Annotated in this window: 7 protein-coding genes, 1 tRNA gene and 3 rRNA genes; 3 read left to right on the top strand and 8 right to left on the bottom strand. The window is 52.3% G+C overall.

The genetic code is table 11. The features are described from left to right. Positions 1-303 precede the first annotated feature (303 nt). Genes dsbA through EM595_RS00115 form a run of 3 tightly spaced genes read right to left on the bottom strand, consistent with a single transcriptional unit; the run spans position 304 to position 2,266 of the window. Positions 304-933 carry a thiol:disulfide interchange protein DsbA gene (gene dsbA / locus EM595_RS00125; RefSeq protein ID WP_067435017.1) on the bottom strand — a complete coding sequence of 210 codons (630 nt, stop codon included), beginning with the start codon at positions 931-933 and terminating at the stop codon, positions 304-306. Between the two features lie 25 nt (positions 934-958). Further along, complete coding sequence (locus tag EM595_RS00120; RefSeq protein WP_067426522.1) at positions 959-1,945, bottom strand: serine/threonine protein kinase; 987 nt, start codon at positions 1,943-1,945, stop codon at positions 959-961. 51 nt (positions 1,946-1,996) lie between these two features. Beyond that, positions 1,997-2,266, bottom strand: coding sequence for a YihD family protein (locus tag EM595_RS00115; RefSeq protein WP_067426520.1), 270 nt, complete (start codon positions 2,264-2,266; stop codon positions 1,997-1,999). Positions 2,267-2,336: 70 nt separating this feature from the next. On the opposite strand from EM595_RS00115, the gene mobA reads away from it, so the two are divergent. After that, positions 2,337-2,912 carry a molybdenum cofactor guanylyltransferase MobA gene (gene mobA / locus EM595_RS00110; protein ID WP_067426517.1) on the top strand — a complete coding sequence of 192 codons (576 nt, stop codon included), beginning with the start codon at positions 2,337-2,339 and terminating at the stop codon, positions 2,910-2,912. Continuing rightward, entirely contained in the window at positions 2,912-3,424 is a 513-nt protein-coding gene (gene mobB, locus EM595_RS00105; protein ID WP_067426515.1) for a molybdopterin-guanine dinucleotide biosynthesis protein MobB, read from the top strand. Before mobA ends, mobB begins: the two co-directional genes overlap by 1 nt. A 285-nt stretch (positions 3,425-3,709) precedes the next feature. Here the strand turns inward: mobB and rrf are convergent. The 4 genes from rrf to EM595_RS00085 form a co-directional block, all read right to left on the bottom strand. Then, positions 3,710-3,825 (bottom strand): 5S ribosomal RNA (rrf, locus tag EM595_RS00100). Positions 3,826-3,923: 98 nt separating this feature from the next. Then, positions 3,924-6,828: ribosomal RNA gene (locus tag EM595_RS00095) — 23S ribosomal RNA — on the bottom strand. A 218-nt stretch (positions 6,829-7,046) separates the two neighbouring features. Continuing rightward, positions 7,047-7,122 (bottom strand) — tRNA-Glu (locus tag EM595_RS00090). A 70-nt stretch (positions 7,123-7,192) separates the two neighbouring features. Beyond that, a 16S ribosomal RNA gene (locus EM595_RS00085) occupies positions 7,193-8,734 on the bottom strand. Together the 16S, 23S and 5S rRNA genes with 1 tRNA gene alongside form the textbook arrangement of a ribosomal RNA operon. A gap of 519 nt (positions 8,735-9,253) precedes the next feature. On the opposite strand from EM595_RS00085, the gene mdtD reads away from it, so the two are divergent. Continuing rightward, on the top strand, positions 9,254-10,669 hold the full coding sequence (gene mdtD, locus EM595_RS00080; RefSeq protein ID WP_067426512.1) for a multidrug transporter subunit MdtD: 1,416 nt from the start codon (positions 9,254-9,256) through the stop codon (positions 10,667-10,669). On the opposite strand, the gene rbsR is transcribed toward mdtD, so the two are convergent. Then, on the bottom strand, positions 10,656-11,657 hold the full coding sequence (rbsR, locus tag EM595_RS00075) for a ribose operon transcriptional repressor RbsR (RefSeq protein ID WP_419190140.1): 1,002 nt from the start codon (positions 11,655-11,657) through the stop codon (positions 10,656-10,658). The two genes, mdtD and rbsR, sit on opposite strands and share 14 nt — an antisense overlap. Between the last annotated feature and the right edge of the window lie 3 nt (positions 11,658-11,660).

Genomic DNA, 11,660 nt, shown 5'->3' with positions numbered 1-11,660 from the left:
TGATCCTTTGGATCATCCTGTGGATAAGTTTGTGCGTAAATTTGCAAGCCTGTTGTGACTTACAATAATATAGATTTTACTAAAACATATAACTGATTAAAATCAATAGCCTGTACAAATATATTGACTGGTGCGAGCATAAATCGTGATTTACTTCAATGTGGATATTAAATTTGCACAGTTAATTTTTAATGCCGTATTCGGCAAAAAAATTTTCGCATTAGGGCTATTTATTTACCCAGCGGCAAAATGCCGGCATAAAAAAACGCACCAGTAAAACTGATGCGTTTGATGATAAAAATATTACTTTTTCGCGACGAGGAATTTTACTACGTCAGCGTATTGCAGTGCTACGGTATCCATTGAGCTGGTATCAAGACCACCGTTATTCACCATATATTTGCCATTAACAAACATCGCCGGCACGCCCTGCAGATTGACATCTACCGCGGCCTTTTCCTGCTGTGCGACCAATGCTTTAACCGCAAAGCTGTTGAAGGCACCATCATACTCGGCTGGCGTGATGCCTGCAGCTTTAACAAAGGTATCTTTCAGGCTGTCAGCATCAGTAATGGTCTGGGTTTTCTGAATACCGTCAAAAATGGGCGCCGCGACTTTATCTTCCACACCCAGCGCCATGGCAACAGCCCAGGCCTGAGTAACGGTTTTGCCCATTTCGCCGCCTAAAAACTCAACGTGGTATTTCGTCACCTTAACGTTTTCCGGCAGATTTTTCTTCACCGTCTCGCTGACGTGATAAACACGCTCGAACTGATAGCAATGAGGGCAAAAGAATGAGAAGAATTCCACAACCTGCGGCTCGCCAGTGGCAGGTTTATCCAGGGTGATATATTGCTGACCATCGGTGAACTGCGCCGCTGAGGCGCTGAATGCCAGCATCAGGCCAACCAGCGCCAACCAAATCTTTTTCATCTGTTCAAACTCTCCATTCATCATATTAAAATACAGGGGCCAGTTGAATTGGCGGCTCATGCAGCAGCTTTTCCTGCTCGGTAAATAAGCCAATTTGCCTGCGCCAAAAATCCTCATCGGTCATCCACGGGAAACTGCGTGGAAAAGCGGGATCCTGCCAGCGGCGAACAACCCACGCCAGATAATAAACCATGCGCATGGCCCGTAAAGGCTCAATCAGTGACAATTCATGTAGATCGAAGTCGCTGAACTCGCCGTAGGCTTCCAGCAGAATATCCCACTGGATACGCTGCTCCTGACGGTCGCCATTAATCAGCATCCATAAATCCTGAATGGCAGGACCCGTTCGGGCATCATCTAAATCCACAAAGGATGGACCATCGCGCCAGAGGATATTACCTGCATGGCAGTCGCCGTGCAGCCGTAGAGGGCGCCAGTCAGTATGCCAGCATTGTTGTAAAGTTTTGCCAAGCCGCTCCAGCGCCGCCAGTAAAAGCGGCTTCAGCTTAACCGGAATCAGCGGGCTGTTTTCCAACAGCTGAAGAGGCTGAAGAATATATTCCTCAAGACCCATGGTCGGACGGGAATGAAAGGCGCCTTTAGCGGCGGTTTGATGAATGCGTCCGATAAAACGGCCAACCGCTTCCATCTGATCTTCATTATCAGATTCATATTGTCGTCCCCCAAGGCTGGGGAAGATGGCAAACCAAAAGCCAGCGTGTTGATGCAGCGTTTTGCCCTGCAATAAAAGCGGTGCGGCAAGGGGCACTTCATCCGTTTTTAAATCCAGCGCAAAGGTATGCTCTTCAAGGATCTGCTCAGCTGACCAACGCTGCGGCCGATAGAATTTCGCCACATAACGACGCTTATCCTCATCGGTAAACTGATAAACGCGATTTTCGTAGCTATTAAGTGCCGTCAGCCCTGATTCCACACGAATACCGGTATCCCAGAGCGCATCAACGATGGTCTCAGGATCCAGCGTATGGAAATTAAATGCGGCATCGTTCATGATAATTGCCTGCTCGTTTAGCTGTCGGAGCGGGCAAGGATAGCACTGATATCACTCTTTGATCACGCCACGCGCACGCAGCAACGCCGTTTTGAAATCATTTTCATAATCTTTTTTCAGGCCGGGGATGGCTGCGTCGCTGGCAGCATCCCGCATTTTGAGCTGGTAAATCAACGCGTCATCCGTAAGGTCTGCAAGATTTTCGTTGTATCCCGCCTCACAGGCTATCTGCTGAATAAACTGGAGCAGGTTGAGATCGGGCGCAGTGAGCCAGGCAGCTGAAAGCAATTCAATAAGCTCGTTATGGCGTTGGTATTTCATTATGATCTCCACATGCAGAAGGTAGCATTACGTTACCCGAATCGTTGCGCCAACATCATTGAGGTAGGTCATGAAGGCTAATGTTACAGGCGTTATTTTGTCAGGTGGTCGCAGTTCGCGTATGGGCGGGCAGGACAAAGGTTTGATGCTGCTCAATGGCGAACCGCTGTATCAGCATGTGTTAAAGCGTCTGCAGCCACAGGTGAGCACGGTGATCATTAGCGCAAATCGCCATCAGGATCGTTATCAGCGCAGCGGCTGTCAGGTAATCGGCGATTCGCTGGACGATTATCCGGGGCCGCTGGCGGGCATGCTCGCAGCATTGCAGAATATTGAAACCGAATGGGCGGCTTTTACCGCCTGTGATACACCTTTTATCCCCGCAAACTATGTTGCACGCCTTTGGCAGGCTAAAGCTGAGGCACCTATTGTGTGGGTAAAATCAACCCAGCGTGACCATCCGATGTTGTCACTGATCAATCGACGCTGTGTTGATGAACTCCTGCATTTTTTGCAACAGGGCGAGCGTAAGGTCATGCATTTTATGCGTCAGCAAGGTGGACATATCGTTGAGTTCACTGAGGAAGAGCTGGTTTTTATGAATGTGAATACCGCTGAAGAGTTACGTATGGCAGGGGAACTTTAATGCTTCCATTATTGGCAGTTGTCGCCTGGAGTGACACCGGCAAAACGACGCTTCTCACTAAGCTCATCCCATGCCTGAAAGCGAAAGGAATACGGCCGGGTCTGATTAAGCATACTCATCATGAAATGGATGTCGATACGCCAGGCAAAGACAGTTATCTATTACGGAAAGCAGGTGCCGATCAGGTGATGGTCGCCAGCAGTCAGCGCTGGGCATTAATGACCGAAACGCCTGCCGCGATAAAACTGGAGTTGCGGGACCTGGCTGCACAATTTGATGAAAATATTACAGATCTGATTCTGGTCGAAGGTTTTAAAGGCGAGGATGTGCCAAAAATTGTGCTGTGGCGAGAGGAAGTTAAGGGCGAGCTAAGTGACTTGCTGGATAAAAAAGTGATTGCTGTGGCCAGCGACATTGCTATTGAGGTGAATATGCCGCGACTGGATGTTAACAACGTTGACGAAATTGCTCAGTTTATTGTGGAATGGCTGGCGGAATGCAGTAATAAGTAGCGCTCTGAAGGGGCATTTCTGCTGCCGTGCGGAAGACATATTATCCCTATCTTACTGCGGCCAGAGCGGTCTTTGCTTCCGTCAACTTAACGCTGCGGTTGTGCATCCGATCTGTATAACTAAAGTTTTTAGCTTCTCTTCAAAAACCTATAGCATCAAAGAAAATTCATTTCAGGCATATTTCACGGCCTGGATAACGCTTTCCGCGCTAATCTTTTCCGTTAAGGTAGATTTTTTCCATGGGAAAGGGCCCCGCGCTTTCGCGCGGGGCCCTTCTGGTTTGATGCCTGGCAGTTCCCTACTCTCGCATGGGGAGACCCCACACTACCATCGGCGCTACGGCGTTTCACTTCTGAGTTCGGCATGGGGTCAGGTGGGACCACCGCGCTAGTGCCGCCAGGCAAATTCTGTTCCGGACCCCCCCAAAAAAGGCGGGCCCGATAATCCGGTACGTGCTGAAAATTGAAACCGCGTCACTGCAAAACGCCTGTGGCGTTGTAAGGTTAAGCCTCACGGGTCATTAGTACCGGTTAGCTCAACGCATCGCTGCGCTTACACACCCGGCCTATCAACGTCGTAGTCTTCAACGTCCCTTCAGGAGACTTATAGTCTCAGGGAGAACTCATCTCGGGGCAAGTTTCGCGCTTAGATGCTTTCAGCGCTTATCTTTTCCGCATTTAGCTACCGGGCAGTGCCATTGGCATGACAACCCGAACACCAGTGATGCGTCCACTCCGGTCCTCTCGTACTAGGAGCAGCCCCCCTCAGTTCTCCAGCGCCCACGGCAGATAGGGACCGAACTGTCTCACGACGTTCTAAACCCAGCTCGCGTACCACTTTAAACGGCGAACAGCCGTACCCTTGGGACCTACTTCAGCCCCAGGATGTGATGAGCCGACATCGAGGTGCCAAACACCGCCGTCGATATGAACTCTTGGGCGGTATCAGCCTGTTATCCCCGGAGTACCTTTTATCCGTTGAGCGATGGCCCTTCCATTCAGAACCACCGGATCACTATGACCTGCTTTCGCACCTGCTCGAGCCGTCACTCTCGCAGTCAAGCCAGCTTATGCCATTGCACTAACCTCACGATGTCCGACCGTGATTAGCTGACCTTCGTGCTCCTCCGTTACGCTTTGGGAGGAGACCGCCCCAGTCAAACTACCCACCAGACACTGTCCGCACCCCGGATCACGGGGCCACGTTAGAACATCAAACGTTAAAGGGTGGTATTTCAAGGTTGGCTCCACGCGGACTGGCGTCCGCGCTTCAAAGCCTCCCACCTATCCTACACATCAAGGCTCAATGTTCAGTGTCAAGCTGTAGTAAAGGTTCACGGGGTCTTTCCGTCTTGCCGCGGGTACACTGCATCTTCACAGCGAGTTCAATTTCACTGAGTCTCGGGTGGAGACAGCCTGGCCATCATTACGCCATTCGTGCAGGTCGGAACTTACCCGACAAGGAATTTCGCTACCTTAGGACCGTTATAGTTACGGCCGCCGTTTACCGGGGCTTCGATCAGGAGCTTCTCTTGCGATAACCCCATCAATTAACCTTCCGGCACCGGGCAGGCGTCACACCGTATACGTCCACTTTCGTGTTTGCACAGTGCTGTGTTTTTAATAAACAGTTGCAGCCAGCTGGTATCTTCGACTGGCTTCGGCTCGGGGAGCAAGTCCCTCCACCTACGCGCCAGCGTGCCTTCTCCCGAAGTTACGGCACCATTTTGCCTAGTTCCTTCACCCGAGTTCTCTCAAGCGCCTTGGTATTCTCTACCTGACCACCTGTGTCGGTTTGGGGTACGATTTGATGCTGCCTGATGCTTAGAGGCTTTTCCTGGAAGCAGGGTATCAGTTGCTTCAGCACCGTAGTGCCTCGTCGTCACGCCTCAGTGTTAAAGTGAACCGGATTTGCCTGGAACACACACCTACACGCTTAAACCGGGACAACCGTCGCCCGGCCAACCTAACCTTCTCCGTCCCCCCTTCGCAGCAACACCGAGTACAGGAATATTAACCTGTTTCCCATCGACTACGCCTTTCGGCCTCGCCTTAGGGGTCGACTCACCCTGCTCCGATTAACGTTGAACAGGAACCCTTGGTCTTCCGGCGAGCGGGCTTTTCACCCGCTTTATCGTTACTTATGTCAGCATTCGCACTTCTGATACCTCCAGCAGACCTCACAGTCCACCTTCGACGGCTTACAGAACGCTCCCCTACCCAACAACGCTTGCGCGCCGCTGCCGCAGCTTCGGTGCATGGTTTAGCCCCGTTACATCTTCCGCGCAGGCCGACTCGACCAGTGAGCTATTACGCTTTCTTTAAATGATGGCTGCTTCTAAGCCAACATCCTGGCTGTCTGGGCCTTCCCACATCGTTTCCCACTTAACCATGACTTTGGGACCTTAGCTGGCGGTCTGGGTTGTTTCCCTCTTCACGACGGACGTTAGCACCCGCCGTGTGTCTCCCGTGATAACATTCTTCGGTATTCGCAGTTTGCATCGGGTTGGTAAGCCGGGATGGCCCCCTAGCCGAAACAGTGCTCTACCCCCGAAGATGAGTTCACGAGGCGCTACCTAAATAGCTTTCGGGGAGAACCAGCTATCTCCCGGTTTGATTGGCCTTTCACCCCCAGCCACAGGTCATCCGCTAATTTTTCAACATTAGTCGGTTCGGTCCTCCAGTTAGTGTTACCCAACCTTCAACCTGCCCATGGCTAGATCACCGGGTTTCGGGTCTATACCCTGCAACTTAACGCCCAGTTAAGACTCGGTTTCCCTGCGGCTCCCCTATACGGTTAACCTTGCTACAGAATATAAGTCGCTGACCCATTATACAAAAGGTACGCAGTCACACCACGAAGGTGCTCCCACTGCTTGTACGTACACGGTTTCAGGTTCTGTTTCACTCCCCTCGCCGGGGTTCTTTTCGCCTTTCCCTCACGGTACTGGTTCACTATCGGTCAGTCAGGAGTATTTAGCCTTGGAGGATGGTCCCCCCATATTCAGACAGGATACCACGTGTCCCGCCCTACTCTTCGAACTCACAGCAGGTGCATTTTTGTGTACGGGACTGTCACCCTGTACCGTGCGACTTTCCAGACGCTTCCACTAATGCACAAGCTGATGATGGTTCCGGGCTCCTCCCCGTTCGCTCGCCGCTACTGGGGGAATCTCGGTTGATTTCTTTTCCTCGGGGTACTTAGATGTTTCAGTTCCCCCGGTTCGCCTTGCAGCACTATGTATTCATGCTGCAATGATGCACCTGGGTGCACCGGGTTTCCCCATTCGGGTATCGTCGGCTGTTGCGGTTCATATCACCTTACCGACGCTTATCGCAGATTAGCACGCCCTTCATCGCCTCTGACTGCCTGGGCATCCACCGTGTACGCTTCGTCACTTAACCTCACAACCCACAGGCGTCTCGTGAGACGCTGCGGTCATAAGCGTGACGCGAACACGCCGCGCTCTGCGCCCCTTATTACGGAGGGACGCGGCGGCGTGTCGTTTCAATTTTCAGCTTGTTCCGGATTGTTAAAGAGCAAATATCTCAAACGTGACTCGCCTTGCAGCTGAATCAGTTTTGAGATACTGGTGATAATGTCTTTCACTCATTATCGGGTATGGCGTCCCCAAGGGGATTCGAACCCCTGTTACAGCCGTGAAAGGGCAGTGTCCTGGGCCTCTAGACGATGGGGACTCTGTTACTGTTGCTCGTTACTTTCTATCAGACAATCTGTGTGGACACTGCGCGGGAAGGTATCTTCAGGTAAGGAGGTGATCCAACCGCAGGTTCCCCTACGGTTACCTTGTTACGACTTCACCCCAGTCATGAATCACAAAGTGGTAAGCGCCCTCCCGAAGGTTAAGCTACCTACTTCTTTTGCAACCCACTCCCATGGTGTGACGGGCGGTGTGTACAAGGCCCGGGAACGTATTCACCGTGGCATTCTGATCCACGATTACTAGCGATTCCGACTTCACGGAGTCGAGTTGCAGACTCCGATCCGGACTACGACGCACTTTGTGAGGTCCGCTTGCTCTCGCGAGGTCGCTTCTCTTTGTATGCGCCATTGTAGCACGTGTGTAGCCCTGCTCGTAAGGGCCATGATGACTTGACGTCATCCCCACCTTCCTCCGGTTTATCACCGGCAGTCTCCTTTGAGTTCCCGACCGAATCGCTGGCAACAAAGGATAAGGGTTGCGCTCGTTGCGGGACTTAACCCAACATTTCACAACACGAGCTGACGACAGCCATGCAGCACCTGTCTCACGGTTCCCGAAGGCACTAAGGCATCTCTGCCGAATTCCGTGGATGTCAAGAGCAGGTAAGGTTCTTCGCGTTGCATCGAATTAAACCACATGCTCCACCGCTTGTGCGGGCCCCCGTCAATTCATTTGAGTTTTAACCTTGCGGCCGTACTCCCCAGGCGGTCGACTTAACGCGTTAGCTCCGGAAGCCACGAGTCATGCTCACAGCCTCCAAGTCGACATCGTTTACGGCGTGGACTACCAGGGTATCTAATCCTGTTTGCTCCCCACGCTTTCGCACCTGAGCGTCAGTCTTTGTCCAGGGGGCCGCCTTCGCCACCGGTATTCCTCCAGATCTCTACGCATTTCACCGCTACACCTGGAATTCTACCCCCCTCTACAAGACTCAAGCCTGCCAGTTTCAAATGCAGTTCCCAGGTTAAGCCCGGGGATTTCACATCTGACTTAACAGACCGCCTGCGTGCGCTTTACGCCCAGTAATTCCGATTAACGCTTGCACCCTCCGTATTACCGCGGCTGCTGGCACGGAGTTAGCCGGTGCTTCTTCTGCGGGTAACGTCAATGAACGAGGTTATTAACCTCGTCCCCTTCCTCCCCGCTGAAAGTACTTTACAACCCGAAGGCCTTCTTCATACACGCGGCATGGCTGCATCAGGCTTGCGCCCATTGTGCAATATTCCCCACTGCTGCCTCCCGTAGGAGTCTGGACCGTGTCTCAGTTCCAGTGTGGCTGGTCATCCTCTCAGACCAGCTAGGGATCGTCGCCTAGGTGAGCCGTTACCCCACCTACTAGCTAATCCCATCTGGGTTCATCCGATGGTGTGAGGCCCGAAGGTCCCCCACTTTGGTCTTGCGACGTTATGCGGTATTAGCCACCGTTTCCAGTGGTTATCCCCCTCCATCGGGCAGATCCCCAGACATTACTCACCCGTCCGCCACTCGTCACCCAAGGAGCAAGCTCCTCTGTGCTACCGTTCGACTTGCATGTGTTAGGCCTGCCGCCAGCGTTCAATCTGAGCCATGATCAAACTCTTCAATTAAAAGTTCGATTTGCTTCAACTCGTGAAGCGATGCTCAAGGAAAACGTCGTAATGAATTTCAATACGTGTTCACTCTTAAGACTTGATATTTTTTGCGTCCGGAGACGCTGATATCAATCCTGCGAGTGCCCACACAGATTGTCTGATAAATTGTTAAAGAGCGGCGCTACATTCTCAGTAGCGCGGGTTGCGTATACTACGCTTTCCCGCTGAAGAGTCAAGGATTTTCTCACTTATCTCTTCCTGACACGCCGCTGTGTAAGCCGTTGTTCCGTGTCAGTGGAGGCGCATTATAGGGAGTTCCTGACGGGTGACAAGTGTTTATTTGAATTATTTTTCCAAGCGCGTTTTTTTTAAACGAACGTATTAAAAAACAGCAAAACATGGCTGAAATATCGGCAAAACGCCTTTTTTGCACCAGACAAACCTTACTCTTCACGCAGATGCCGGTGCTATGCTTTTACGCACATCACCGGCAGGGCGCAATTTATTGCTTCCGGAAGACAAAAAGGAACGTTAATGATCAAATCTGCACGCAGTATGTCCGGATTGCCATGGATAGCTGCGATGGCCTTCTTTATGCAGGCGCTCGATGCCACCATTCTCAACACTGCTTTACCCGCGATTGCCGTAAGCCTGGATCGCTCGCCACTGGCGATGCAATCCGCCATCATCAGTTACACCCTGACCGTCGCCATGCTGATTCCGGTGAGTGGCTGGCTCGCCGATCGCTTCGGTACACGTAAGATATTCATTATCGCGGTCACACTGTTCACGCTGGGCTCACTGCTGTGCGCACTGTCCGGCACGCTGGGTCTGTTAGTGGCATCACGTATTATTCAGGGCGTGGGCGGCGCGATGATGATGCCGGTTGCTCGCCTTGCACTGTTACGTGCCTATCCTCGTAGTGAACTACTACCAGTACTGAACTTTGTCACCATGCCAGGTCTGGTCGGTCCGATTCTGGGACCTTTGTTGGGTGGCGTGATGGTGACCTATCTGACCTGGCACTGGATTTTCCTCATTAATATCCCGATCGGTATTCTTGGGATTATCTATGCGCGCAAATATATGCCGGATTTCACCACGCCAAAGCGACGTTTCGACCTGGCGGGCTTTTTGATGTTTGGCATCAGCCTGGTGATGATTTCTGTGGGGATCGAACTGTTTGGTGAGCGCATTGTGTCAGGCTGGCTGGCATCAGCCGTTTTAGCCGGCGGCGTTGTTTTATTGCTTCTTTATATACAGCACGCCCGGCGCCATCCTTTTCCGCTGATTGGCCTGCCCATTTTCAGAACCCGCACCTTTTCGGTCGGTATCATCGGTAACATTGCCTCCCGTCTCGGTACCGGCTGCGTGCCGTTCTTAATGCCGCTGATGTTACAGGTAGGATTTGGGTATTCCGCGATCATTGCAGGCTGCATGATGGCACCCACGGCGGTGGGTTCTATTCTGGCCAAGTCTACGGTTACGCAGGTGCTGCGCTGGTTTGGCTACCGTAAAACGCTGGTTGGCATCACCATCTTCATTGGCGTGATGATTATGAGTTTTGCGCTGCAGTCTCCCGGCGCCAGTATTGCACTGATGGTCGCACCGCTTTTTATTCTGGGTATGGCGATGTCAACACAGTTCACCGCGATGAACACTATTACGCTGGCTGATGTAACGGATGAGAATGCCAGCAGCGGCAACAGCGTGCTGGCGGTAACACAACAGCTATCGATCAGTTTTGGTGTGGCGGTAAGCGCCGCGGTGCTGCGCTTTTATGAGAGTTTTGAAAGCACTACGGTTGATCACTTTCATGCCACGTTCCTGACCATGGGCGTGCTGTCAGTATTCTCAGCCGCAGTGTTCATGCTGCTCAAACCTGGCGATGGACGACACCTTGTTGCGAATCGCGATAAATCGTCGACAAAGCGGGCTAAAAAACGTTAACCGAATGGCGTTCCACCAGCTCCGGCGTCAGCACCAGCGTTTGCTGACTGGCGCCGGGTTCACGCAGACGATGAATTAGCGTATCAATCGCCAGTTCGCCCAGTTCATCTTTAGGCTGGTGAATGGTGGTTAACGGCGGCGTCATGTAGCGCGCCAGTTCAATATCATCGTAGCCGATCACCGCCATGTCCTGCGGAATGCTGAGCCCCGCCTGATACAGGGCATGATAAACCCCCACCGCCATTGCATCGTTACTGGTAAAGACCGCCTGTGGCGGTTGTTCCAGCGACAACAGTTCGCTCATGCCATCAAAACCACCCTGAAACTCGAAGTTCTTTTCCACTATATAATCAGACGGCACATCCAGCCCGGCGGCGGCCATCGCATTACGGTAACCCTGCAGGCGAAGGCGAGCCGGCGTTTTGTCCTGCGGACCCGCAATGCAGGCGATACGCGTAAAGCCGCGTGAGATCAGGTAATCGGTCGCCATCTCGCCGCCAAGCAGCGAATTGTCCTGAATGATGTCGCTGTTTGCCTCGAAAGGCGCCCAGTCCATCATCACCGTGGGAATAGAAGGATAACGATTCAGGATGTCGGCTGACGGTAGATGACTTTCGGTACACATGATCAGCAGCCCATCCACCCGTTTTTGCAGCAGGGTTTCCAGGCTACGATTCATGCGTTCTTCGTCACCAGCGGTATTGCACAGCACCAGACTGTAGCCGCGCTCGTAACAGCTGTTTTCCACGCCGCGCACCACTTCCGCATAAAACGGGTTGCTGCTGGCGGTTAGCAGCATGCCGATGGTGCGCGTCTGGTTCATCTTCAGGCTGCGCGCCAGAGCGGAAGGTGCATAGTTAAGTTGGCCGATCGCCGACTGCACTTTTTCCCGAACGCCTTCACTGACGAAGCGGTTGTTATTAATGACGTGCGACACCGTTGAGGTTGAAACGCCAGCCATCCGAGCCACATCCTTCATGGTCGCCACGGA

Origin of the sequence: Duffyella gerundensis (assembly GCF_001517405.1) — a bacterium.
GTDB classification, from domain to species: domain Bacteria; phylum Pseudomonadota; class Gammaproteobacteria; order Enterobacterales; family Enterobacteriaceae; genus Duffyella; species Duffyella gerundensis.
This window is presented reverse-complemented; position numbering and strand designations above follow the sequence as displayed.